Annotated in this window: 24 protein-coding genes and 1 pseudogene; 15 read left to right on the plus strand and 10 right to left on the minus strand. The window is 64.7% G+C overall.

Annotated elements, in window-relative coordinates; all coding sequences use genetic code 11:
• The first annotated feature begins 184 nt into the window (after positions 1 to 184).
• Positions 185 to 1,009, plus strand: coding sequence for a dienelactone hydrolase family protein (locus IVA88_RS06735; RefSeq protein ID WP_247496499.1), 825 nt, complete (start codon positions 185 to 187; stop codon positions 1,007 to 1,009).
• 14 nt (positions 1,010 to 1,023) lie between these two features.
• On the opposite strand, the gene IVA88_RS06740 is transcribed toward IVA88_RS06735, so the two are convergent.
• Both IVA88_RS06740 and IVA88_RS06745 read right to left on the minus strand, forming a co-directional pair.
• The gene (locus IVA88_RS06740; RefSeq protein WP_247496500.1) at positions 1,024 to 1,785 is read right to left on the minus strand and encodes a hypothetical protein; all 762 of its coding nucleotides are present in this window, start codon (positions 1,783 to 1,785) and stop codon (positions 1,024 to 1,026) included.
• A 15-nt stretch (positions 1,786 to 1,800) separates the two neighbouring features.
• A complete protein-coding gene (locus tag IVA88_RS06745; protein WP_247496501.1) occupies positions 1,801 to 1,989 on the minus strand; it encodes a hypothetical protein in 189 nt (62 codons plus the stop codon).
• A gap of 253 nt (positions 1,990 to 2,242) precedes the next feature.
• On the opposite strand from IVA88_RS06745, the gene IVA88_RS06750 reads away from it, so the two are divergent.
• The gene (locus IVA88_RS06750; protein WP_247496502.1) at positions 2,243 to 3,220 is read left to right on the plus strand and encodes a DUF2336 domain-containing protein; all 978 of its coding nucleotides are present in this window, start codon (positions 2,243 to 2,245) and stop codon (positions 3,218 to 3,220) included.
• On the opposite strand, the gene IVA88_RS06755 is transcribed toward IVA88_RS06750, so the two are convergent.
• The 3 genes from IVA88_RS06755 to IVA88_RS06765 are packed head-to-tail and all read right to left on the minus strand — an operon-like array spanning position 3,217 to position 6,189.
• Positions 3,217 to 3,561 (minus strand): DUF1491 family protein, encoded by a 345-nt coding sequence (locus tag IVA88_RS06755; protein ID WP_247496503.1) that lies wholly within the window; start codon positions 3,559 to 3,561, stop codon positions 3,217 to 3,219. The two genes, IVA88_RS06750 and IVA88_RS06755, sit on opposite strands and share 4 nt — an antisense overlap.
• A gap of 56 nt (positions 3,562 to 3,617) precedes the next feature.
• The gene (locus tag IVA88_RS06760; protein WP_247496504.1) at positions 3,618 to 4,313 is read right to left on the minus strand and encodes a peptidoglycan-binding domain-containing protein; all 696 of its coding nucleotides are present in this window, start codon (positions 4,311 to 4,313) and stop codon (positions 3,618 to 3,620) included.
• The gene (locus tag IVA88_RS06765; RefSeq protein WP_247496505.1) at positions 4,306 to 6,189 is read right to left on the minus strand and encodes a PAS domain-containing sensor histidine kinase; all 1,884 of its coding nucleotides are present in this window, start codon (positions 6,187 to 6,189) and stop codon (positions 4,306 to 4,308) included. The genes IVA88_RS06760 and IVA88_RS06765 overlap by 8 nt, the downstream gene beginning before the upstream one ends.
• Before the next feature lie 405 nt (positions 6,190 to 6,594).
• Here IVA88_RS06765 and IVA88_RS06770 point away from each other — a divergent pair, with 405 nt between their 5' ends.
• Positions 6,595 to 7,020, plus strand: coding sequence for a DUF5330 domain-containing protein (locus IVA88_RS06770; RefSeq protein ID WP_247496506.1), 426 nt, complete (start codon positions 6,595 to 6,597; stop codon positions 7,018 to 7,020).
• Between the two features lie 66 nt (positions 7,021 to 7,086).
• Positions 7,087 to 7,518: a SufE family protein gene (locus IVA88_RS06775; protein WP_247496507.1), complete on the plus strand. Its 432-nt coding sequence runs from the start codon at positions 7,087 to 7,089 to the stop codon at positions 7,516 to 7,518.
• A 4-nt stretch (positions 7,519 to 7,522) separates the two neighbouring features.
• Here IVA88_RS06775 and IVA88_RS06780 read toward each other — a convergent pair whose 3' ends face one another.
• A complete protein-coding gene (locus tag IVA88_RS06780; RefSeq protein ID WP_247496508.1) occupies positions 7,523 to 7,939 on the minus strand; it encodes a MucR family transcriptional regulator in 417 nt (138 codons plus the stop codon).
• Positions 7,940 to 8,111: 172 nt separating this feature from the next.
• Positions 8,112 to 8,972 carry a DUF308 domain-containing protein gene (locus IVA88_RS06785; RefSeq protein WP_247496509.1) on the minus strand — a complete coding sequence of 287 codons (861 nt, stop codon included), beginning with the start codon at positions 8,970 to 8,972 and terminating at the stop codon, positions 8,112 to 8,114.
• 313 nt (positions 8,973 to 9,285) lie between these two features.
• On the opposite strand from IVA88_RS06785, the gene IVA88_RS06790 reads away from it, so the two are divergent.
• Together IVA88_RS06790 and IVA88_RS06795 are read left to right on the plus strand one after the other, a co-directional pair.
• Entirely contained in the window at positions 9,286 to 10,935 is a 1,650-nt protein-coding gene (locus IVA88_RS06790) for a glycosyltransferase family 39 protein (protein WP_247496510.1), read from the plus strand.
• Between the two features lie 112 nt (positions 10,936 to 11,047).
• Positions 11,048 to 11,827, plus strand: coding sequence for a class II aldolase/adducin family protein (locus IVA88_RS06795; protein WP_247496511.1), 780 nt, complete (start codon positions 11,048 to 11,050; stop codon positions 11,825 to 11,827).
• 140 nt (positions 11,828 to 11,967) lie between these two features.
• Here IVA88_RS06795 and IVA88_RS06800 read toward each other — a convergent pair whose 3' ends face one another.
• From IVA88_RS06800 to IVA88_RS06810, 3 genes are all read right to left on the minus strand, one after another.
• Entirely contained in the window at positions 11,968 to 13,362 is a 1,395-nt protein-coding gene (locus IVA88_RS06800) for a M20/M25/M40 family metallo-hydrolase (RefSeq protein WP_247496512.1), read from the minus strand.
• A 45-nt stretch (positions 13,363 to 13,407) separates the two neighbouring features.
• On the minus strand, positions 13,408 to 14,730 hold the full coding sequence (locus IVA88_RS06805; RefSeq protein WP_247496513.1) for a glycosyltransferase family 87 protein: 1,323 nt from the start codon (positions 14,728 to 14,730) through the stop codon (positions 13,408 to 13,410).
• Between the two features lie 133 nt (positions 14,731 to 14,863).
• Complete coding sequence (locus IVA88_RS06810) at positions 14,864 to 16,492, minus strand: helicase HerA-like domain-containing protein (protein WP_247496514.1); 1,629 nt, start codon at positions 16,490 to 16,492, stop codon at positions 14,864 to 14,866.
• A 346-nt stretch (positions 16,493 to 16,838) separates the two neighbouring features.
• Here IVA88_RS06810 and IVA88_RS06815 point away from each other — a divergent pair, with 346 nt between their 5' ends.
• The 9 genes and pseudogenes from IVA88_RS06815 to IVA88_RS06855 form a co-directional block, all read left to right on the plus strand.
• Positions 16,839 to 17,204: a DUF2267 domain-containing protein gene (locus tag IVA88_RS06815; RefSeq protein WP_247496515.1), complete on the plus strand. Its 366-nt coding sequence runs from the start codon at positions 16,839 to 16,841 to the stop codon at positions 17,202 to 17,204.
• 26 nt (positions 17,205 to 17,230) lie between these two features.
• Positions 17,231 to 17,638: a DUF4332 domain-containing protein gene (locus IVA88_RS06820; protein ID WP_247496516.1), complete on the plus strand. Its 408-nt coding sequence runs from the start codon at positions 17,231 to 17,233 to the stop codon at positions 17,636 to 17,638.
• Between the two features lie 270 nt (positions 17,639 to 17,908).
• Positions 17,909 to 18,769, plus strand: coding sequence for a dihydropteroate synthase (gene folP, locus IVA88_RS06825; protein WP_247496517.1), 861 nt, complete (start codon positions 17,909 to 17,911; stop codon positions 18,767 to 18,769).
• Positions 18,766 to 19,134 carry a dihydroneopterin aldolase gene (gene folB, locus IVA88_RS06830; RefSeq protein ID WP_247496518.1) on the plus strand — a complete coding sequence of 123 codons (369 nt, stop codon included), beginning with the start codon at positions 18,766 to 18,768 and terminating at the stop codon, positions 19,132 to 19,134. The genes folP and folB overlap by 4 nt, the downstream gene beginning before the upstream one ends.
• Before the next feature lies 1 nt (position 19,135).
• Positions 19,136 to 19,627: a 2-amino-4-hydroxy-6-hydroxymethyldihydropteridine diphosphokinase gene (folK, locus tag IVA88_RS06835; protein ID WP_247496519.1), complete on the plus strand. Its 492-nt coding sequence runs from the start codon at positions 19,136 to 19,138 to the stop codon at positions 19,625 to 19,627.
• Between the two features lie 80 nt (positions 19,628 to 19,707).
• The gene (locus IVA88_RS06840; protein WP_247496520.1) at positions 19,708 to 21,579 is read left to right on the plus strand and encodes a methylmalonyl-CoA mutase family protein; all 1,872 of its coding nucleotides are present in this window, start codon (positions 19,708 to 19,710) and stop codon (positions 21,577 to 21,579) included.
• Positions 21,576 to 22,040 carry a GFA family protein gene (locus IVA88_RS06845; protein WP_247496521.1) on the plus strand — a complete coding sequence of 155 codons (465 nt, stop codon included), beginning with the start codon at positions 21,576 to 21,578 and terminating at the stop codon, positions 22,038 to 22,040. The genes IVA88_RS06840 and IVA88_RS06845 overlap by 4 nt, the downstream gene beginning before the upstream one ends.
• Before the next feature lie 23 nt (positions 22,041 to 22,063).
• Entirely contained in the window at positions 22,064 to 24,220 is a 2,157-nt protein-coding gene (scpA, locus tag IVA88_RS06850; RefSeq protein ID WP_247496522.1) for a methylmalonyl-CoA mutase, read from the plus strand.
• 16 nt (positions 24,221 to 24,236) lie between these two features.
• A pseudogene (locus tag IVA88_RS06855) lies at positions 24,237 to 24,470 on the plus strand (hypothetical protein); the annotation flags it as partial.
• Positions 24,471 to 24,480: the final 10 nt, after the last annotated feature.

Genomic DNA, 24,480 nt, shown 5'->3' on the forward strand with positions numbered 1-24,480 from the left:
AAGCGCCAATCAGTGTGGTTCGGGGATGCTCAACGCGGTTAGGGTTAGCGGCAGCCGCAACGGGTTCCCAGGGTCCGCGCGACCACGGAGCCGGCGCACGCTAGTCGGGCTGCTTGCAGCACTGGCTGCGGTTTGGTGCGGCGGCGGGGCGGCCGCCATCGACGGGCCGGAGTGGAAAGCTGCGGTGTGGGAGCCCGAGGCCATCTACCGCGGAGCAACAATCGCCCAGGATCTGGTTCTCCCCGAGGCGGCGGAGACAGTCGACCGGCTTGCATCGCCGCGGATGGCGTTGATCAGGCCGGACGGCACGGGCCCGTTTCCCGCCATTGTCCTCCTGCACCAGTGCGCCGGACTGAATCAGGCCATCGCGGTGTGGGCTCGTACCGCCATCTCCCGCGGCTACGTCGTCCTGCTTGTGGACAGCCTCAAATCGCGGAACGTCAAGAGCGTCTGCTTTGGACCGCAGAATGGCGTGAATTTCTTCCGCGGTGCCAGGGACGCCCTGCAAGCCGCGGAGCATCTCCGTCGGCAGACCTATGTCGAGAGAACACGCATCGCTCTCGTCGGCTTCTCCTGGGGAGCGATGGCAGGGCTGCTCGCCGCAAGTCCTCACTACGTCGGCGCGCTGAAGTTCGACTCGGGCTTTGCGGCTGTCGCAAGTTTCTATCCCGGCTGCTTCCGGGTCACGCCGAAAGAACGGCCGCCGTTCGATCTGCTCAATTCGGACGTCTCGCGGCCGCTTCTGGTGTTGATGGGTGATGCGGACACCGAGACGCCCGCGTCGGAATGCATCAACAGGCTTGAGGTTCTCAAACGAAGCGGCTTGCCTGTGGAGTGGCACCTTTATCCCGACGCGACGCATTGCTGGGATTGTCAGCAACTGCATGGCTTCAGCAAGATCGACATCCGCGGCCATCACGTCGAGTATCATTTTCGGCCAGATTTGACCGAAGACTCACGCGACAGGCTTTTCGAATTCCTGGACCGCGCCATGCCGAGGCGGCAGTAGCAGCTCTGCCGCGATCAGCCCTTGGAGACCACCGCGCGGCCGTAGGGTGGCTGGGCCGCGACCGGCGGGTTGGCGGTCTGGGCGGCGAGCTCGCCGATCAGGCGGTCGGCATCCGCGGCCATGGCGTCGGGCGCCTGGATCACCAGCCGCTCCAGACCCCAGCGATAGGAGGAGACGCGCTGCTCGAGGCACTGCTGCACCCACTGGATGATCAGCGAATTCTCCTGCATGCGCTCGACCGCGTCATCCTTCTCCTTCGGCGAGAGAGAGGAGACGCGCGCCATGCTGGCATTACGCTTCTTGTCGAGGTCGATGACGCGGATCGCGGAGCCGAAGAACGGCTCGAAGCGGGTGATGTCGTTGCGCACGTCCTCGATCAGCTGCGCATAGCGCGAGGAATGCGAACGGTGCGGCTCGTCGATCAGCGTGCGTCCGTACATGGTGCGGTCGAACACGATCTTTTGCCGCCACGGCGAAGGCAGCGCCTTGTAGTCGCCGAACACGCTCTTCCAGGCGGGCCGCGACAGCGGCGGCTCGATCAGGGGATAGGCGAGGTCGCGAAGCTGGCGCTCTTCGTCGGTGAGCTGGAATTGCGATGGCTTCAGGCCGATGCTGGAGGTGACTTCCGCGCCCAGCCAGCGATGCATGTCGTCGCTGCGCATGTCCGCGCGGGTCCGGCCGAAATCGCCGCCGCTACAGGCGGCGAGAGTCGCGCCCAGCAGTGCGAGCACGCTGGCCGTTGCGACGGTGCGGATCTGGCGGAGGTTCTCCGGCATGGCAAGGCCGAAAGCCTAGCGGCGACGACGACGGCGTCCCGGCGCTGTGCCCTGCTCCGGCCCGTGATCGCCGCTGGTCTGGTCGCTCTCGCGCTCGATGCGGATCACGGGGAGAATCAAAATCGTTCCCATGCCCTCGCGTGGAGCCACGTCCCCCGACGCACCCACCCGGCGACCGGCCGGAAATTCGATGATGGTCCCCATATCAGCTCTCTTCTATTGCCGCGCGACCCGGCGCGCCTCTGCAACATGGGATCATTAAGATCAGTTCATGGTTAACGGGGTGTAAACGTGCCGGCGGGGCCGTAACCGCACGGGCCGGACCCGTCGTCCCGTTGCGGCACGAGAATGCTTCAAAGCATGCGTCCGGCTTCACGCCTCGTTTTCCTTAACGAGCCTTTAAAGGAGCCTGCGATAGGCTGGCGGCGAGTATCTCTTCCAGGTCGCGTATCTCTCCATGACCAAGTCGCTGTTTCCAGGATTCGACGGGCTGATGAACCTCTCCCGTCGCGAAGGCGTCGATGTTCGTCCGACGCTGCTGCGCGTGCTGACCGACCTCTATGTTCAGGCGAGCACCCACAGCGATGACGAGCAGCGCCAGTTCGTCGAACTCGCCACGCGGCTGATTGACCAGGTCGACGACGCGACGCGCGCGGCCGTCAAGGCGCGGCTTGCGATCTATCCGTCGACGCCTGCTCCTATCATGCAGAAGCTCGGATTGTCGGCCGCGCAGGAGGGCCGCAGGGTTCCGCTCGCGCGCGAAATCCCTGCACCGCCGCCCGCCCTCTCGCCGGTTCGCACGCCAAGCGAGGCCGAGCAGCGCATGGCCTCGAACATGGCGATGCAGCCAACGGACGCAGCCGAGATCCACGACATGTTCTTCCGCGCCGGCGCCTCCGAGCGCGCGCTGATCCTGCACAATCTGGCGCAGACCCCGCTGAAGGCCGCACCGCGGATTCCGACCGTGCGCGCCAAGCGCGCGATCCAGATCCTCGAGATGGCGGCGATCGCACGCGATGTCGAGAATTTCACGCTGGAGCTCAGCGACAGCCTGATCCTGCCCGCGCGCGTCGCAGCTCAGATCGTCGACGATGCAAGCGGCGAAGCGCTCGCGGTCGCCGCGCGCGCGCTCGACATGCCGAGTCCTGTGTTCCAGCGCATCTTGCTGTTCTTCAAGCCGGAGATCGGCAACTCCGTGACCGACGTGTACCGGCTGTCGCGGCTCTTTGATCGCCTCAGCGATCGCTCGGCGCTGGTGATGCTGGCCGCCTGGCGCGGCTCGACGCTCGCCGTCACCCGCGCAAAATACCAGCCGTCGCTGCACGACAGCGAGCGCCAGCGCGCGCGCGGCGCATCCAGCCAGTCGCGACCTGGAGTGCAGCCGGGCTCCGCGCCTGCGGTGCGGACGGGCAGCGGCGGATCGGCGGATCGTTAGGTCTTCGCCAGTTCGAGAAAATGCCGCCCGGCGCGGTCTTCGGTCTCGACGATCCACGCATCCGGATCGAAGCGGATTTCCTTGGTCAGGCGCTCCTCCACCGCGCGCTCCGGCATCGGCTGCGGAGCAAGCGGCACGAAGAAACGATCGACCGGCCGGCCGTCGTCGTAAGAGGTCTGCGGCGCCGGCACGTAGAGCATAGCATTGCCGTCGAGCAGCGAGACCTTCACGAACACCGCACCCGCCTCCTCCGCGCCGCGACGGCGCACGGCGCCGAACACGCCCTCGGTCTGGCACCGGCGCAGATAGGCTGAGACCCAGATGTTTGATTTCAAACGCATGAGCGCACGATAAGCCAGTGCTGCAATCAGCACCAGCCTTCGCATAATCAAGCCGATTATTCGACGGGATGGCCGATCGCGGCGCCGAGCTCGCGCAGCAAGCGGTCGGATACCTGACCAGTGACCTGCATCTTGTGCTCGCGCTCGAATTTCTGGATCGCGGCCTGGGTCTCGCCGCTTATCGCGCCCGTGACCTTCAAATTCCCGTAGCCGTATTCGGACAGCGCGCGCTGCACGCCGGCAATGCGCCGCGCCGCCGGGCTCTGCTGCACCGGAATCGGCGCCGGCGGACGCGCGACGGACGGCGGCGCCGAAATCGTCTGCTTGACCAGATTGGTCATGGGATCGCCGGAGCGTTGCGTCGATGCAGTCGCTTCGACGGGTTTGTCCGGCGCCTTCTCGGCAGGTTTGGGCTCGGCACGAAACTCCGTCGCTCTCGGCTCGAGCGGCGAGGTATCGGCGCCGACCGGACGCGGACGCGGCAAGGGGTTCGACAGCGACAGGGACGACGGCGCAGGCAGATTAATCACAGTGCCGAACATCGGCGCCGGATGCCGGCCGGTCTGGAGGAACAGCGCATTGGCAACGATCGCGCTGATGGCGGCAATCGCGACGAGACCGGCCAGCGTATCCTTGGGGCTATGCAGCAGCACGCGCAGCACGAGATTGCGCTCGGTCTCGACGTCGATGACCGCGGCTTTGGCGCCACGGCGGCGCGGAGCGGCTTCGTCCTTGGCAGACTTCTTAGGCACTTTTCTTCACCGGAGCGGGTTGGTCCTGAACTTGGTCGTGAGGATGGTCCTGAAGTTCCTGGCGCAGCACCGGCATCAAGGTCGCGATCTTGCTCTCGCTCGCCCTGCTGTCAGACATCTTGCCGTCAGTAGCGTTGGCTTGCGGCGGCATGTAGACGAGCGGCAGCTTGACCGTGACGGCGGTGCCTTCGCCGAGCCTGCTTTGTACCGTCAATTCACCGAGATGCAACGCCACGAGGCTCTTCACGATCGAAAGTCCGAGGCCGGTGCCTTCGTGACGGCGCTGATAGGTCTTGCCGGCCTGGAAGAACGGTGCGCCGATGCGCTTGAGATCGTCAGGCGCAATGCCGATTCCGGTGTCGCTGACGCGCAGCACAAGCTGCGAGCCCGACACCGCGGCTGTTACGGTGACCTGACCGCCGCGCTCGGTGAACTTGACGGCGTTGGCGACGAGGTTGAGCACGATCTGCTTGAAGGCGCGCGGATCGCCGGTCATCACAGGCAGGTCCTGCGGCGCATCGGTGACGAGGTCGACGCCGTTCTCCCGCGCCTTCAGCGCCAGCAGATTGCAGCAATGGATCAATGATGCACGCGGCGCGAACGGCTCCGATGCGATCTCGAAATTGCCGGATTCCATCTTGGACATGTCCAGGATGCCGTTGACGACCGAGAGCAGATGCTGGCCGGAATCGTTGATGAGCTGGGCGTATTCCCTCCGCTGGGCCGCGCCCAGCATCAAGGTCTGCTCCTGCGCGATCATCTCGGAGAAGCCGATGATGGCGTTGAGCGGCGTGCGCAGCTCATGGCTCATGGTGGCGAGGAAGCGCGTCTTGGCGGCGTCGGCCGCCTCGGCGGCGTCGCGGGCCTGATCGAGCGCCAGCTCTCCGAGCTTGCGGTCGGTGACATCACGCATCACGGCGACGACATCGGCCTCGCGCGTGGCGTCACCTCCCATATCCTGATCGAGCGGGCGGCAGCGCATCTCGACCCAGATGAAATCAACCTGGCCACGCTCCGAGCCGACACGCTCCCGGCGCAACCGGAACTCGACGCTGCGCACGTCGCCGCGCGCGGCATCGGACAGCGCCGTCAGATACGCCGGGCGATCGGCGACGTGGACGCGATCAAACAGGCCGTGGCCGAGCAGCTGCGCGACGGGCATGCCGAGCATGGCTTCCACCGCCGGCGAAATGAACTGCACCGCGCCGTTGCGCTGATGCCGCGAGATGACATCGCTCATGTTTCGCGCCAGGAGGCGGTAACGCTCTTCCTCACGCAGCAGCAGCGCAACGCTGGTGCGCGCGAGCGATTCCGCGCCGAAGGCGAGGCCCGCGGCATAGAGCGTTGCCGATGCGACGCCGAACGCCATCAGCACGCCGCGTTCCGCGGCGCTGGTATCGGCAATCGGCAGCCAGCCCAGCTGGCTGACGAGGATCAGAATGCCGGCGCAGGAGAGTGCGAGCAGCGAGGCGAAGGCCGCGACGCGGCGCGAGGCCGACAGCGCAGCTTCGAGGGGAACCACGACCAACCAGATCGCGGCGAATGATTCGATGCCGCCGGTCGTAACAGCAACCGCCATAATCAGGCCCGCGAGCGCCAGTGACGACAGCACATGCGCGCCTTCGTAACGTCCGGTGCGCGACAGGAACCAGGACAGCAGGATGGGCGCGATCAGCCAGGCGAAGGCGGCGACCTCGATCGCGCTCGGCGCGCCGCGCATGGCGAGATAGACCGGGAATGCGGCAAAGGCGGCCAGGCTGCCGAGCAGCCGCGGGGCCATGAAGGCACGATGGCGCGCTCGCGTCAGCGCGTCGTAACGCGCGGAGGGATGCAGCAGCGCATCGAGACAATCGCGGATGATACTCAAAACTGTCACGGGTCTCGCGCTTCGGCTCACTCGTCGAGAAGACGCGCCGGAACGCCTCCTTATCGTTGAGCCACCGTGTCAGAGCGACCTTAAACGAGTGCTAAGGCGATGCAGCCTGCCGCCGGACACGGTGTCATCGCGGAGACTTTTAAGCGATTTGACGACGTCATCGGCGAGGATGGTGAACACAAGGTTTCACCGCGATCCGCATGGTTTCGAAATGGTGGATGGGCGTGCCGGCAGAAACACGGGCGTGGACGTCAATCAAAAATTTACGAGACCGCCAATTGCGAAGATTTTTGGGTCAATTTTCCGCGAATTAAGCGGAAGGCAATCACTTGCGATTTATCGAGAGTTGCTAGGTCCGACATCCGCGGAGATCGCCGCGGCGGGATCTAACATACAGGTCGCAAGATGCGCTTTCTGCTTCGCATCACATTCTGGCTCGGGCTGGTGCTGGTGCTCCTGCCGCGGGACAAGACGCCCGAATCGGACAAGCTGCCGCAGATCGGCGCCGCCGACGCGGTGCAGGCTGCGACCGCGGCCGTCTCCGACGTGACCCAGTTCTGCAAGCGCCAGCCCGCGGCCTGCGAGGTCGGCGGACAGGCCGCGACCATCATCGGCCAACGCGCGCAGGATGGCGCGCGCAAGATCTACCAGATCATCAACGACAAGAAAGAGCAGCTCGAGAAGCCCGACAAGAAGGCGCCCGACCACACCGGCTCGATCGCGCTGGCCGGCGAAGGCGACACCGCAACGAGTGAGGCGCCGCGCGACACCCTGTCCCAGGACGACCTCGCGCTGGAATGGCGCGGCCCGGCGCCGGCGCCAGCGAATTAGCCCCAAACCCTATCGATTTCACGGCCTTGCGTCCCTATATTGGCCTGAACGGGAACACGGGCCAGCATGACGACGATCGACGAAATCAGGGACAATTTCGAGCTTCTGGACGAATGGGACGACCGCTACCGGTACGTCATCGAGCTCGGCCGCACCCTGGAACCAATGTCCGAGGCTGAGCATTCGGCCGAGAACAAGGTGAATGGCTGTGTCAGCCAGGTCTGGCTTCAGAAGCTCATCGATCATCGCGATGGCGGCGCGCCGATCCTGAAATATCGCGGTGACAGTGACGCCCACATCGTGCGCGGCCTGGTGGCGATCGTGCTGTCGCTTTACTCCGGCCGTACGCCGCAGGAGATTCTTGCGACTGACGCCATTGCCGTGTTCGACGAGTTCGGCTTTCGCGATCATCTGACGCCGCAGCGCTCCAACGGCCTGCGCTCGATGGTCGAGCGTATCAAGACCGACGCGAAAGAAGCCCTCGCGGAAGCTTCCTGAGAAGCTACTTCCGCTTCCGCTGCTGCTGTCCCAGTCCCATCTGCTTGGCAAGCTGCGAGCGGGCCACCGCATAGTTCGGCGCGACCATGGGATAGTCGGCCGGCAGGCCCCATTTCTCGCGGTATTGCTCCGGTGTCATGTTGTACTGGGTGCGCAGATGGCGCTTCAGCGACTTGAAGCGCTTGCCGTCTTCCAGACAGACCAGATAATCGGGCGCGATCGACTTCTTCGGCGAGACCGCCGGCTTCGCCGGCTCGAGCTGGGCTGTCTCGGTACGACCTGACGAAACGCGCACCAGGGCGCCATGCACCTGGCTGATCAGGTTCGGAATCTCAGCCGCAGGCGTCGGATTGTTGCTGAGATAGGCCGACACGATGCTCGCCGTCAGCTCAATGAAATTCTTAGCCCCGGCATCCGACATCGGCCCGACCTTTCTCCACCTTGTGTCTCACGCATTGACGACGCCAAAGTATTGCGTGTCAACAATACGTTCGGCTGAAATGGGAGGACTGACGAGCATGGGTGATTTACTGACAAAGCGACGAGAACGCGGGCGCTTTACTTGCCTGCGCCAGACTTGCGTGCGCCAGGTCTCAGCCCCCCCGCTGCTCGAGATGGGCGCGCAGCTCGTCGATCGAGGCAAAGCGCATCATGCCCTCGGGCATCTGCGCTTCGATCGAACCGTCTGAATAGAGCGAATAGGCCATTCCGTCGACGATGCCGGATTTGAGCACGGTCACGGGCGCCTGCTCGGCCGCTGGCGCCGACTCGGGTGCAGGCGGCGGGGCAGCCTCAGCGAAGGTCGACGGCGACCGAGGCGGCGGGCGCCGCGAGGCGGCCGGCGGCTCCGGGGGCCTCATACGATCCGGCTTCGGCCAGGCGTCGTCAAAGCTCGCAGGCGGACTCTCAGGAGCGGCAGGCTCCGCGGGCTCTTCATGGGGCTGCGGCGGCAAGCCGTCGGTCGTCTTCGCCTCCGCGCGCTCGCGCTCCTTGCGCGACGTCGAGGCGAACATCAGGTTGCGCCGGCGCGGCGGTTCCGGAGCCTCAGGCGGGGTCGGAACCTCCGGCTCCGGCGGCGGCTCGATGCGCGGACGCTCGCGTGCGGCGGCTTCGTTCTGCCACGGCGGCGGCCCTGCGCCCGGCAATGGCGGCGCCGGCTCGATCTTCGCTGCGCCCGCCGGTTCAGGCGTACCAGGCATCCCCAGGCCCGGCAGGACGGGCCTGATCCGAACCTCGGACGATGCGATCGATCCAGCCAGCCGACGGGCAATGCCCTTCAGTTCCGCGACGACGACATAGAGGCCGGCCAGTAACATTCCGGAGCAGACGCCGATGGTACCGGAGATTATGAGGGTGCTGCCGAGACTGAACTCCCTGACTGTGAAGCCAAAAAGGATCGCAAGGAGGCCCGCCACCGCGGCGAATATCCCAGCGATCAACAATGCCAAGGTCATCGAACTCACCCCCGGCCGCGCATCCACACGCGACACCCGTTACGCCACGATACCGTCATACTGTGTTCCCCGCCAACGGCGAATTATGGGCAGCGTTCCTAAAGGGAAGGAAATCAGGGACTTATTCACATTCCCTTCAGCTACGGCTCGCTACTTCTAGACTGCTCTCAAGTTGGTGGAATTTGCTGCGTCGCATCAGGAATTTAGCCATAATGCCCAATTACTTGGTAATGGAACTGCGCTATAGGGATTCCGGGGAAGCGGCCCGCGCGCGCCAGCAGGGCCAAGAGGGGATTCCGGGTCACCAATAGCCATGACAGCCATCACGACTTCGCCGATCGACACGCCTCTGCGGCGCTCGGTTGAACGGACTTGCGACGATCTCGCCATGCTGGTGCTGGCTGCGGTCGCTGTCGTTGCAGGCTTGACCTTCCGCGACTACGGGCTCGGCTGGGACGACTACACCCACGCTGAATATGCCGACCTGCTGCTGCGCATGTTCGGTTCCGGCTTCAAGGACACCGCGGCACTCTCCTTCGCCAATCTGTATATGTATGGTGGCGGCTTCGACATGGTCGCGGCCCTCCTGCACAGGGTGATTCCGCTCGAGCTGTTCGAGACACGCCGTCTGGTCGGCGCCGTCGTCGGCGTGATCGGACTTGCGGTGACGTGGCGGCTCGGTCGCCGTATCGGTGGCCCCCTTGCGGGACTCGCCTCACTCTTGCTGCTCGCGCTCTGCCCGATCTTCTACGGCCACATGTTCATGAACCCGAAGGATGCGCCCTTCGCGGTGGCCATGATCATCCTGATGCTGGGTCTCGTCCGCCTCGCCGAGGAATATCCGCAGCCTTCGCCGCGCACGATCCTCATCGTCGGCCTTGGTGCCGGCCTCTCGCTCGGCACCCGGATCCTCGGCGGCCTTGCGCTGGTCTACGCCGTGATCGGCTTCACGCCGCTGTTGCTGGAGGAGCTGCGCAGCGAGGGCCTGCGCGAGTCGGTCCGCCGCTTCGCTCATGTCGTGTACGTGCTGCTGCCCGGCCTTGTGCTCGGCTACCTCGTGATGGGGCTGATCTGGCCGTGGTCGATCATGGAGCCCGGCAATCCCTTCGAGGCGCTGACCTACTTCTCGCACTTCTTCGAGAAGCCCTGGAAGGAGATGTTCGACGGCGCAATCGTATCCGTGCCCGACATGCCCTGGTCCTATCTGCCGACGCTGTTCGCGCTTCAGTTGCCCGAGGTGATGCTGGTGCTGATGTTCGGCGCCGTGATCGGCACCTTCGCACTGCTGCCGCGCCGCGAGGTTCCGGCCCGCCGCAAGACCATCCTGCTGATGCTCACGCTCGCCGCGACGCTGCCGCTCGTGATCGCGATGGTGAAGCGGCCGGCGCTGTACAACGGCATCCGCCATTTCGTCTTCGTGATCCCGCCGATGGCGGTGCTCGGCGGCGTCGCCTTTGCCCGGGCCATGGAGCGCCTGCGAGCCAATCACCGCACCTGGCAGCCGGTCGTGCTCGCCACCTTCTGCTTTGGCCTGGCGCTCTCGCTCGCCGAGATGATCCGGCTGCATCCCTATCAATACACGCATTTCAACCACATCGCCGGCACCGTGCGCGGCGCCGACGACCGCTTCATGCTGGATTATTGGGGCCTGGCGCTGAAGCAGGCCTCCGACGAATTGCGCGAGCAGCTGGTCGAACGCCAGGAAGTCCCGCCGCGTAACCGCAAATGGAAGGTCGCCGTGTGCGGTCCGCAGCGTCCTGCCCAGGTCGCGCTCGGCCCCGACTTCACCATCGGCTGGGACTCCAATGCCGCCGATTTCGCCATGACGCTCGGTGAGTTCTACTGCAAGGGCCTCACCGCGCCCGTGCTGGTTGAGATCAAGCGCGACGACGTGGTGTTCGCCCGTGTCTACGACATCCGTGGCAGCAGCATTTCCAGCCTGCTCTCGATCCCGGCGCCGTAATAATTTTCTCCATGCGGGCAACGCTTGACTGCCGCGCTTTCAGCGCCTTGCCGCCGGCCAGCACCGAGACTACGCTCCCTCCCCGCAACAACGATGTTCGGAGAGATCAGCCATGTCGCCAGCGGAAGCGCGCCTGAAGGAAGTGCCGTCGAACATGACGGAGGCCGAATGGCAGCAACGGGTCAATCTCGCCGCCTGCTATCGCCTGGTCTCGCTCTACGGCTGGGACGATTTGGTCGACACCCACATCTCGGCGCGCGTGCCCGGCCCCGACCACCATTTCCTCATCAACCCCTACGGGCTAATGTTCGACGAGATCACGGCTTCGAGCCTCGTCAAGGTCGATCTGCACGGCAACCAGCTCTCCGAGAGCGAGTACAGCATCAATCCCGCCGGCTTCACCATCCACTCGGCGATCCACGAGGTGCGCGAGGACGCGATCTGCGTGCTGCATCTCCACACCCTCGACGGCACCGCGGTGTCGAGCAGCGCCGAAGGCCTGCTGCCACTGAACCAGACCGCCCAGCTCGTCACCCACGACCTCGCCTATCACGACTATGAAGGCATCGCGCTCGACCACGACGAGCGGCCGCGGCTCCAGAAGGATCTCGGCGACCACAACCACATGCTGCTGCGCAACCACGGTACGCTGACGGTAGGCCGCTCGGTCGCCTCGGCGTTCGAGCGCATGTATCATCTCGAGCGCGCCTGCTCGATGCAGGTGCGTACCCGCGCGCTGGGCACGCCGGTCTACCCGGTGGACGACGTCGCGATCGACAAGAACACCGAGCTGCTCGCCAACCGCGACCGCGCCGAGCTGCGCGCCACCAACCTCGTGTGGCCGCCGCTGCTGCGTAAGCTCGACCGCGAGCTGCCGGGGTACCGGTCTTGAATTTTCGGGATTTTGGTGTAGGGTAGCGGTCAACTAGCCTCTACGCCTTTTGGAATGAAACGCCGCCCAATTCCGGGCGGCGTTTTTATTGGTGCGGCGGACTCTCCGCTCGGCAATGACGAGGATAGAGTTTTCGCGACCTACTTCACCTCCGCCAGCGCCGCGAGGATGCGGGCCCAGGAGCGGATGCCTTTCTGGAAGCTGCGGAGGTCATACTTCTCGTTCGGGGAGTGGATGTTGTCATCGTCGAGGCCGAAACCCACGAGCAGCGAGTCGAGCCCCAGCGTGCGCTTGAAGTCGGCGACGATCGGGATCGAGGCGCCCGATCCCATCAGCACGGTCTCCTTGCCCCATTCCTCGGTCAGCGCGGTCTTGGCCGCGGCGAGCGGCTTCATGTTCCAGTCGAGCGCAATCGCGGGCCCGGCGGAATGGTCGCCGAATTCGACTTTGCAATCTCCCGGAATCCGCGCTGACACATACTCGCGGAAAGCCTTGCGGACATTCGCGGGATCCTGGCCTTCGACCAATCGGAACGACACCTTTGCCGACGCGTGCGACGGGATCACCGTCTTGGAGCCCTCACCGATATACCCGCCCCAGATGCCGTTGACGTCGCAGGTCGGACGCGTGGAAGCCTGCTCGACCAGGAGCCGGCCCTTCTCGCCGGCCGGTATCGACAGCCCGACTGGCTTGAGGAACGTCTCCGGCGTGAAGTCCAGCTTCTTCCACTGCGTCAGAATATCCGGCGGTGCATCCTTCACGCCGTCATAGAAGCCGGGAATGGTGATGCGATTGTCGTCGTCGAACAGCCCGCCGAGAATCTTGGTCAGCACCCGGATCGGGTTCATCGCGGTGCCGCCGAACACGCCTGAATGCAGGTCACGATTAGCGGCGGTGATCTTCAGCTCTTCATAGAGAAGGCCGCGCAGCGAGGTCGTGATTGCCGGCGTGTCGCGGTCCCACATGCCGGTGTCGCACACCAGCACGTAATCGGCGCTGAACTCGGCCTTGTTGGCTTCGATGAAGGGCACGAAGTTCTTCGAGCCGACCTCTTCCTCGCCTTCGATCAGGAAAGTGATGTCAATCGGCAGTGAGCCCGTCACCTTCTTCCAGGCGCGGCAGGCCTCGACGAAGGTCATGACCTGGCCCTTGTCGTCTTCGGCGCCGCGCGCCACGATGATCTTGCGGCCGTCGGCATGGTCGGTGACCACGGGTTCGAACGGCGGACGGTGCCAGAGATCGAGCGGATCGACGGGCTGCACGTCGTAGTGACCGTAGAACAGCACATGCGGCCGGCCGCCCCCGACGCTCTTGCCGACGACCGCGGGATGGCCGGCGGTCGGCCTCACTTCAGTCGCAACGCCGAGACTCGCGATGTCCTTGGCAAGATGCTCGGCCGCCATCTTGCAATCGGCCGCGAAGACCGGATCGGCGGAGATCGACTTGATCCGCAACAGCGAGAACAGACGCTCCAGGCTGTTATCGAAATCCTTGTCGATGTAGTCGAGCACGGATTGAAGCTGTGCATTGGCCATGGTCGTGTTCCCTACTTTCATGTCTGAAGAAATCGGGTCTCAAGATCACTGCGCTTTTAGCCCCGCCGCTGCGTCGGAGCTAGCCGCGACGGGCGGATGCCGGATGTGCCATCCGAGCGCACCTGCGAGGATCGCCGTGGCGACGAGGTTATTGCCCCAAGCCTGAAAGACATTGGGAAACCACGGCAGCGCCAGCAGCATGAGCACACCGGCGGCGCCCAGGGCGAGCCAGGTTCCCAAGCGCACGTTCGCCCGCTCGTCGAAGGCGGCACGATGCATCAGCACCGTCAGCGGGAAGAACAGCCACATGAAGTAGTATTGCCGCGCCAAGGGCGATGCCACCGTCATCAGGCAGAACAGGATGCCGAGCTCCTCGGCGTCCGAGCGCGCCGTACGCCGGGCTTGCCGCGGCATGACCGCAATGAAGCCGAGGCCGAGCAACGCCGACAGCGCCAGCACGATCCAGTTCGCCGTGCTGTAGTCGACGTCGATGACATTCATCGTGCGCGGCGGCTTGTTGGCATCTTCCTGATTGTAGTTGATCGGCCGGACCAGCCGGTGCGTGACAGCAATGAGTGACTGGTTCACCCAGGACCAGTTCTGCTCGTCACGCTGGCCAAATCCCTTTTCCGAACTCGAGCCGACCATGCCCCGATACCAGGTCTTGACCTCGGCGGCGTTGCGCTCGAAGCCGCGAATCGGCGCCGGCACGACATAGAGAAGGATGCCGGTGAAGGCGACCGTGGCGACAGCGGCCGCCCAATTCCGCCGCCAGACCAGATAGGGCAGCACCGCAATGGGAAACACCTTGATGGCGGTGGCGAGCGCAAACATGAAGCCTGCGAGCCAGGAGCGCTGATGCTGCAGGCTCCAGAAGCCGTAGAGCATCATCGCCAGCAGCACGAGGTTCGGCTGGCCAAGATCGAACATGTCGAACACGAAAGTGACGGTGACGACAGCGGGCAGCGCCTCCAGCCAGGGGCCGGGCCTGCGGCCCGAACCGGTCATGGCATTGGAAAACATCCCGGTGTACCACCACGCCGCAACATTCAGGATCGACAGCACGGTGTAGAGCGCGATCTTGCCGAACCAACTCGGGATCGCCAGCAGGATCGCCGGCAGCGGCGGGTAGATGAACTCGAAGTACGCATGGAGGTCGCCGGGATAGAGCGGTCCCCCTTGCAACACCTGCTGCCCGGCCCAGTACCACAGCCCGTAATCCTTGGTCTTGCCGTGCCCGAAGATCTCGGGACCGAGGACATCGGCAACCAGAATGAAGCAGCAGAGCAGGAAGAGCAGGTCGAGCGGCGCACGCAGCGACAAAGTTCGGAATGCGAGGGGTTTAGTGGCAGATTCAGATGAGGTCACGGTGTGGTCCAGTCAGGGGCCATAGCACCTAGCAGACCGACGGACGCTTGGAGAGTCCTGTTCACCCGAATTTGTTCCCGCCGCGCACAAGCGGCGGGTTCGCGGACCAATTGCCTCAAACGGGGCTTTTTGCCTACCGACGCAGCAGCCCGCCAAGCGCGCCGCGGACCAGCGTGCGTCCGATCGAGCCACCGAGCTGGCCGGCGACCGATTTGCCTATGTTGGCGGCCATTCCGCCGATCACCTGGTTGGTGACCGATCGGGTCACGTCGCGCGCGATGACCTGGCCCGTCGAGAGTCGCCCGCGCTTGACGTTGATGCCGAAGATGGTGCCGACCATCGAGCCGATCTGGCCGAGGATGCCGCCGCCTCCAATTCCACCAGCCGCGCTGGGATCGGCAGTCGCAGCCGTGCCGGCAATGCGCTTCTGGATCATCTCGTAAGCGGACTCTGCATCAACGGCGGTGTCGTATTTCCCCCTCACCGGGCTTGCGTCCATGATCGCCTTGCGCTCCTCCGGCGTGATCGGTCCGATCCGGGCCGATGGCGGCCGGATCATCACCCGCTCGACCATCGCCGGCGTGCCGTTGCCTTCGAGAAAGGACACCAGCGCCTCGCCCTTGCCGAGCTCCATGATTACCTTGGCGGTGTCGAGCTTCGGGTTGGGCCGGAAGGTCTGGGCCGCGGCGGCGACCGCCTTCTGGTCGCGCGGGGTGAAGGCGCGCAGCGCGTGCTGCACCCGGTTGCCCAATTGTCCGAGCACGCGGTCGGGCACGTCGACCGGGTTTTGCGTCACGAAATAGACGCCGACGCCTTTAGAGCGGATCAGGCGCACCACCTGCTCGATCTTGTCCATCAGCGCCTTGGGCGCGTCGTTGAACAGCAGATGCGCCTCGTCGAAGAAGAACACCAGCTTCGGCTTGGGCAGGTCGCCGGCCTCGGGCAACTCCTCGAACAGTTCTGACAGCATCCACAGCAGGAATGTCGCGTAAAGCCGTGGGCTCTGCAGCAGCTTGTCGGCGACGAGGATATTGACCATGCCGCGGCCGTCGCGGTCGGTCTTCATGAAGTCTTTCAGCGTCAGCGCCGGCTCCCCGAAGAATTTGGTGCCGCCCTGATTCTCCAGCACCAGAAGCTGGCGCTGGATAGTGCCGACAGTGGCCTTGGTGACGTTGCCAAAACCCTGCGCGGCTTTGCGAATGTCGGCAAGCGGATCCGCCGCGGCGTCCGGCCCCTTCTTGCCGCTGTCGGGCACGATGGCATCGAGCAGCGCCCGCAAATCCTTCATGTCGATCAAGACAAGCCCGTTGTCGTCGGCGACGCGGAAGGCGACGTTGAGCACGCCCTCCTGCACGTCGTTCAGGTCGAGCATGCGTGCGAGCAGCAGCGGGCCCATTTCCGTCACGGTCGCCCGCACCGGGTGGCCCTGCTCCCCGAAGACGTCCCAGAACACCGTCGAGAACTGGTCGGGCTGGAACGTCAGCCCCATCTCGGTGGCGCGCTTGACGATGAAATCCTTCGCTTCGCCGACCTCGGAGATGCCGGAGAGGTCGCCCTTGATGTCGGAAGCGAAGACCGGAACACCGGCGCGCGCAAATCCTTCCGCCATGACTTGCAGCGACACCGTCTTGCCGGTTCCGGTTGCACCCGTAACGAGGCCGTGGCGATTGGCGAACGCCAGCGTCAGCCATGCCTGCTCGTTTCCTTTACCGACGAAGATCTTGTCGTCGGTATCGCCGAGCTTGCTGTCCTGTGCGGTCATTGTTCTCTGATCTCTTTGCCGTGTTTCGCACATCGAAACTCGAAGCTCCAGTTCCGTAGTTTAACGCATGTCGCGTGCCGATTGAAACCATTCAACGCGCTCCGGGCATGCGACATCGTCGGAAACTTGCGGGCGACATCAGCCGAAAGTAGGAAGGACGCATTCGCACCGCGGCATTTTCTTGCCGATTCCATCTCCGCTCTTGCATCGCTGCAACACTTAGCGCGCGTTCGAGAATGAATCGGAACGTTGGTGGCGTTCATCGCTTGTATTTCAAATCACTCCGGCTCAAGATCGTTTTCGAAAGCAATACTCCGGCATGTGAACCGGCTGAGGGGCAGGCCATATGGACGAGCTGATCGGGCGCCTGGCGACAAACGCCAGCATAGATAGTGCTGTCGCTGAAAAGACCGTCGGCATTATCCTGGGCTTCCTCCGCAACGAGGGTCCTTCCGACACTGTCCAGGTGCTGATCGACCACATTCCAGGTGCAGAAGCGGCGATCGAAGCGTCCAGAACCGGCGGCGGACTGTCGCGGCTGATGGGCGGCGGCCTGATGGCGGTCGGCACGCGGTTGATGGGCCTGGGACTTGGCATGTCCGAGATTCAGAACGTCGCCCGTGAACTTTTTCGCTTCGGCCGAGACAAAATCGGAGCGGATCAGATGGGCAAGATCATCGCGGGGACCCCGGGCCTCAGCCAATTCGCCTGAAGCTCGCGCATTTCACATCGAGTATCATGACATATCCGATCTCCGAGATTGAGGGCCTGTCGACCTTTGCCGCCAACAAGTTGAAGGCGCAGGGTATCCGCACCACCGACGCGCTGCTCGAGGCGGCCTCGACCGTGAAGGGCCGCAAGGCGCTCTCCGCCAAGACCGGCATCAGCGAGCAGTTGCTGCTGGAATGGGCCAACGTCTCCGACTACATGCGCATCCCCGGCATGGGCCGAGCCAAGGTCGGCCTGGTCCGCGCCGCCGGCGTCACCACCGTGCGCGAGCTCGCCTATCGCAATCCGGCACGGCTCGCCCAGAGCATGCGGGATGCCAACGAGAAGAAAAAGCTCCTCCGCATCCTGCCCTCGGAGAAGTCGGTCGGCGACATCATCGCAAGGGCGAAGAAGCTGCCGCCGAAGATTTCTTATTAGGGCTGCCTCTCCGCGTACGGGTTGCCGCGCTACTCTCTCGGCATCGTTTTGCCCAATGGGCAACAATGCTTGCCCCAACTCCGCCGTCATACCCCGCGAAAGCGGGGCATCCAGTGCGCCGCGGCTCCTCCGTATCGCGGCACTGTCTCTGAAATAACGGATTGCTCGCTTTAGCGGGCAATGGCAGCGAGGGTGTGCGACGCCGTGCCCAAACGCTGACGCCCCCTTCCCGTCTTGACTCCCCCTCCCCGACCGCGCAAAGCCACGCGCATGAATGCCTCGCCCTCCCCATCCGTCCCGGCGGCCGGTTCAGTCGGGCCTGACGTGCTGCGGACGCTGCTGGAGCGGCCGATCCCGGCGGTCATGGGCGTGCTCAACGTCACTCCGGATTCATTCTCCGACGGCGGCGAATTCATCGCGCCGGAGCTGGCGCTCGCGCGGGCGCGGGCGATGATCGAGGCCGGGGTCGACATCATCGATATCGGTGCCGAGTCCACCCGCCCCTACAAGGGCGCCCGGCCGGTCACGGTGGAAGACGAGCTGGCACGGCTCGAGCCGGTGCTATCAGGCGTCGTAGCGCTCGGCGTGCCCGTCTCGATCGACAGCATGAAGGCGGAGGTGGTGGCCTTTGCGCTCGACCAGGGCGCGGCCATCGCCAACGACGTCTGGGGCCTGCAGCGCGACGCCGGCATGGCGCCGCTGATCGCCGCAAAAGGCGCCCCCGTCATTGTCATGCACAACCGTGACAGCGTCGATCCCGCGATCGATATCGTCGTGGACATGAAAGCGTTCTTCCTGCGCTCGCTGGATATAGCCGCGAAAGCCGGCATCGCCCACGACAAGATCGTGCTCGATCCCGGCATCGGCTTCGGCAAGACGGCCGAACAGAGCATCACTGCGCTGGCGCGGCTGCGTGAATTCGACATGTTCGGCCTGCCGGTCCTGGTCGGCGCCTCGCGCAAGCGCTTCATCGCCTCGGTGTCGCCGTCGGAGCCGAAAGAGCGGCTCGCCGGCTCGATCGCCGCGCATCTGATCGCCGCGCAGCGTGGCGCAAAAATCATCCGGACCCATGACGTCGCCGAGACCTTGCAGGCCCTGCGGGTCGCCCACGCAATCGAGAGCAAGCAATGACCGATACGATCTTCGTAAGCGGCCTGTCGATCCATGCCCGCCACGGCGTGATGGATCACGAAACGGAAGTCGGCCAGCGCTTCGTCATCGACCTCGAGCTCTACACCGACCTGTCGGAGCCTTCGCGCACCGACCGGCTCGTCGATACGGTGTCCTACGCCGAAGTCGTGGCGACCACGACCGCGGCGTTCAAGAACACCAATTACAAGCTGCTGGAACGCGCGGCCGGCGCGGTCGCCGATGCCATCCTGTCGCACTTCCCGCGCATCCGCGCCGTGAAGATCACCGTGCACAAGCCGCATGCGCCGATCGCCGCGATCTTCGACGACGTCGGCATCATGCTGACGCGCTCGCGGCATCCCTGACATGGCAAGCGTGCTGATCGCGCTCGGCGGCAATGTCGGCGATGTCCGCGCGACATTCCAAAAGGCGATCGCCCATATCTGCGGCATGGCGCAGGCCGCGTTGATCGCGCGCTCCGCCGACTACACGACCCCGCCCTGGGGCGACGAGGACCAGGCTCTCTTCATCAACGCCTGCATCGAGATCGACACCAGCCTCGATCCACATGCGCTGCTGTTCGTGATGCAGAAGGTCGAGCAGAAATTCGGCCGCACCCGCGACAAGGAGCGGCGCTGGGGGCCGCGCACGCTCGATCTCGACATGATCGCCTATGACGATGTGTCGATGCAGAAGCCTGACCTGACCCTGCCGCATCCGCATCTGTTCGAGCGCGCCTTTGTGCTGGTGCCGCTGGCCGAGATCGCGCCCGACCGCGTGATCGCGGGCATTCGTGTCCGTGACGGGCTCGCCAGCGTCTCGACGCAAGGCATTGAGCGGCTTCCGGATACCGGTTAACCAAAAACAACCGTTTGCAGGGACGCCGGGCCGTGGCAATTTCGCCCGCGAACAACAAGATTTCGGGAGCCCCTCGCCGCATGACCTCCGCGACTGACGACCTGCCGCTGGCGGCGGATTTTCCCAAGGCGACCGTCGAAGACTGGCGCAAGCTGGTCGATGGCGTGCTGAAGGGCGCGCCGTTCGAGAAGCTGGTCGGCAAGACCTATGACGGAATCAAGATCGATCCGCTCTATCCGCGCGCCAAGGGCGTTGCGCCCTTGCTGGGGCGGCCGGCGGCGGCGCCCTGGCAGATCATGCAGCGGATCGACCATCCCGATGCGGCGCTCGCGAATGCGCAGGCACTGACCGATCTCGAAAATGGCGCGACGGGTCTGGCGCTGGTGTTCGCCGGCAGCACTGGCGCTCACGGCTTCGGGCTCGAACCGACGGCGGACGCGGTCGCAAAAGTCTTGAAGGACGTCCAGCTCGATGCCGGCATCGGCCTCGAGCTGCAGATCGGTCCGCAATCGCGGATGGCGGCGATCCACGTCGCGGAATATGTGAAGAGCAAGGGCATCGATCCCGCCGCCTGCGACATCCGCTTCGGGCTCGATCCGCTCGCAGCCGGCGCGGTGTGGGGGCACAGCCCCTATGCCTGGGACGAGATCGTTCCGGCCGTCACCGGCGCCATCAAGGGCCTCGCCGCGCTCGGCTTCAAGGGCCGGTTCGCATCGGCCGACGGACGCGTGATCCACGATGCCGGAGGCTCCGAGGTGCAAGAGCTCGCCTTCGTGCTCGCCAGCGGCGTCGCTTATTTCCGCGCGATCGAGAGCGCCGGCGTTCCGCTGGAGCAGGCGCAGGGCATGGTCTATGCGCGGCTTGCCGCTGATGCAGACCAATTCCTCACCATGGCAAAATTCCGCGCATTGCGGCTGCTGTGGGCGCGCGTCGAGACGGCGTGCGGGTTGACCCCAAAACCGCTGTTCATCGCCGCCGATACCGCCTGGCGCATGCTGACGCAGCGCGATCCCTATGTGAACATGCTGCGCGCGACCATGGCGACGTTTGCCGCCGGACTTGCGGGCGCCAACGCGATTACCGTGCTGCCGCACACGCTGGCGCTGGGCCTGCCCGATCCGTTCGCGCGGCGGGTAGCGCGCAACACGCAGCTTGTGCTGCTGGAGGAAAGCAACCTCGCCAAGGTCAGCGATCCCGCGGCAGGCGCAGGCGGCATCGAGACGCTGACGGGTCAGCTCTGCGACGCAGCCTGGGCGCTGTTCCAGGAAAGCGAGAAAGCCGGCGGCGCCTTCGCTGCGCTTCAGCAGGGCGTGTTCCAGAGCAAGGTCGCAGCTGCGCGAAAAGCGCGCGAGGCCAACATCGCAAAACGCCGCGACGTGCTGACGGGCGCCAGCGAGTTTCCGAACCTGCACGAGAGCGAAACGGCAGTGCTGAAGGCGACGCCGGTCGCGCTGGCGCCGTATGGCGAGCAAAAATACAAGTTCGACGCGCTGCCGCCGATCAGGCTGGCGGAACCGTTCGAGGCGCTGCGCGATAAATCCGACGCGGCGTTGAAGGCATGCGGCGCGCGGCCAAAAGTGTTCTTGGCCAATCTCGGCGCGCCCGCCGATTTCACCGCGCGGGCGACCTTTGCCAAAAGCTTGTTCGAGACCGGCGGCATCCAGGCTGTCGACAGCGAAGGCTTTGCCGATCCGGCCCAGCTAGCTGCCGCCTTCAAGGCGTCCGGCGCCGAGCTTGCCTGCCTTTGTTCCAGCGACAAGGTTTACGCGGAACACGCCGAAGCCGCGGCGCAGGGCCTGCAAACCGCCGGCGCGCGACTTATCTATCTGGCAGGCCGCCCGACCGATGCCGAGGCGGCGCTGCGTGCAGCCGGCGTCACAGGCTTCGTCTTTGCCGGTGGCGATGCGCTTGCGACGCTGCAGGACGCCTATCGACGGATGGAGCAGCCATGACCGACGCCAGCAAGCCCGTTCTCACCGGCGGCTGCCAATGCGGGGCAGTGCGCTTTAGCGTCACCACGGCGCCGAACAGGGTTTCGATCTGCCACTGCCGGATGTGCCAGAAGGCCAGCGGCGCGCCGTTCGCCTCTTTTGCCGATATCAACAAGACGGACTTTGCCTGGACCAGGGGGCAGCCGTCGTTCTTCCGCTCCTCCTCCATCGCCGAACGTGGCTATTGCGCTGCCTGCGGCACGCCGCTGAGTTTTGGCCGCATCGGTGGCGACCGGATCGAGATCATGACCGGCACCTTCGACCGCCCCGACCAGATCGTGCCAACGCGCCAGTTCGGCACCGAGTCCCGTCTCGGCTGGGTGGTCGGTATCTCCAATTTGCCGAGCCAGACCACGCAGCAGAATTACGGACCGGAGAAGATGGCGACCATCGTCAGCCATCAGCATCCGGATCATGATTGAGTGCCTATGATATGGTTGAAACCATGAGCCGCATTCCCAATTTCGCCGACGTCGCCTTCGAACGAACCGCCACTGCCGCGCCGACCGGCAGCGCCGAGCCGTGGCTGACGCCCGAGGGCATTCTGGTGAAGCCGGCTTATGGCGAGGCCGACCTCGTCGGGCTCGATTTCCTCGAGACCTATCCGGGCATCGCGCCTTACCTGCGCGGGCCCTACCCGACTATGTATGTCAACCAGCCCTGGACCGTCAGGCAATATGCCGGCTTCTCCACGGCGGAGGATTCCAACGCGTTCTACCGCCGCAATCTCGCGGCCGGACAGAAGGGTCTTTCGGTCGCCTTCGATCTCGCCACCCATCGCGGCTATGACAGCGATCATCCGCGCGTCGGCGGCGACGTCGGCATGGCCGGCGTTGCCATCGATTCCATCTACGACATGCGTACGCTGTTCGCAGGCATTCCGCTCGACCAGATGAGCGTGTCCATGACCATGAACGGCGCGGTGCTGCCGATCCTCGCGCTCTATGTCGCGGCCGCCGAGGAACAGGGCCTACCCCCGGAAAAGCTCTCAGGGACCATTCAGAACGACATTCTGAAAGAGTTCATGGTGCGCAACACCTACATCTATCCGCCCGCGCCCTCGATGCGGATCATCTCGGACATTTTTGCGTACACCTCGCAAAAAATGCCGAAGTACAATTCCATCTCGATCTCCGGCTATCACATGCAGGAGGCCGGAGCGACGCAGGACCTCGAGCTCGCCTATACGCTCGCCGACGGCGTCGAATATCTGCGCGCGGGCCTTGCGGCGGGGCTCGATGTCGACCGTTTCGCACCGCGCCTGTCGTTCTTCTGGGCGACCGGGATGAATTTCTTCATGGAAGTGGCCAAGATGCGCGCCGCGCGCCTGCTCTGGGCGAAGCTGCTGAAGCCGTTCAACCCCAGGGATCCGCGCTCGCTGTCGCTGCGCACGCATTGCCAGACATCCGGCTGGTCGCTGACCGCGCAGGACGTCTTCAACAACGTGATGCGCACGACCGTGGAGGCGATGGCCGCGACGCAGGGCCATACCCAGTCGCTGCACACCAATGCGCTGGACGAGGCGCTCGCCTTGCCGACCGATTTCTCCGCACGCATTGCCCGCAACACCCAGCTCTTCCTGCAGCAGGAGAGCGGCACCACCCGCATCATCGATCCCTGGGGCGGCTCGTATTATGTCGAGCGCCTCACGCGCGATCTCGCGGCAAAGGCGTGGGGCCACATCCAGGAGGTCGAGGAGCTCGGCGGCATGGCGAAGGCGATCGAGGCCGGCGTGCCGAAACTGCGCATCGAGGAGGCCTCGGCCAAGACCCAGGCCCGCATCGATGCCGGCAAGCAGGCGGTGATCGGCGTCAACAAGTACAAGCCGACCGACGAAGCCCCGATCGACATCCTCAAGGTCGATAACACCAACGTGCGCCGGCTCCAGATCGACAAGCTGACGCGGCTGAAGTCCGAACGCAACCAGAAGGACGTCGAGGCCGCGCTCGCCGCGCTGACGCGCTCGGCCGGCGAGGGCAACGGCAATCTGCTCGCGCTCGCCATCGATGCGGCGCGGGCCAAGGCGACCGTCGGCGAAATCTCGGACGCGATGGAGAAGGTGTTCGGCCGGCACCGCGCCGAGATCAAGTCCATCACCGGCGTCTACAAGAGGGAGGCGTCCAGCATGGGTAACCGGGTCGAGAGGGTTCAAGCGCTGATCGACGCCTTCGAGGAAGCCGAGGGCCGCCGCCCCCGCATCCTGGTCGCAAAAATCGGCCAGGATGGTCATGACCGCGGCCAGAAGGTGATCGCGTCCGCCTTCGCCGATATCGGATTCGACGTCGATATCGGGCCACTGTTTGCCACAGCCGACGAGGCCGCGCGACAGGCGGTCGAGAACGACGTCCACATCCTCGGCGTCTCCTCGCTCGCCGCCGCCCACCTCACCGCCGTGCCGGAACTCAAGGCCGCGCTGAAGAAGCAGGGCCGCGACGACATCATGATCATCGTCGGCGGCGTGGTGCCGCTGCAGGACTACGACGCGCTCTACGCGGCTGGCGCGGAAGCCATCTTCCCGCCGGGCACCGTAATCGCAGACGCGGCCGAGGAGCTGATCCGCAAGCTGAATGCCCGGCTCGGGCATAGCGAGGCGGCGGAGTAGTTTGGCCGCCGCTCGGGCGATCCGCCCGTTCTTCACGGCGACCTCCGACAGCGGCCCCGCCATGAAAGCGAGGTGAAGGCGGTGATCGCATCGCTTTATGGTCGAGAAGAAGAAGCGCTATGTCAGCGCGGAATTGAAAGGGAGCTTGCTCAAGATCGGCGCGGTGACGTTTGCGCCTTCAACCGACGCGGGCAAGAGTTCCGGCTTCACCTCCCACTATCCGCCGTATGTGGTCGGGCCCTACGCGGAGCGCTGCGTTG

Source organism: Bradyrhizobium sp. 149 (assembly GCF_023073915.1).
In the GTDB taxonomy this organism is placed as follows: domain Bacteria; phylum Pseudomonadota; class Alphaproteobacteria; order Rhizobiales; family Xanthobacteraceae; genus Bradyrhizobium.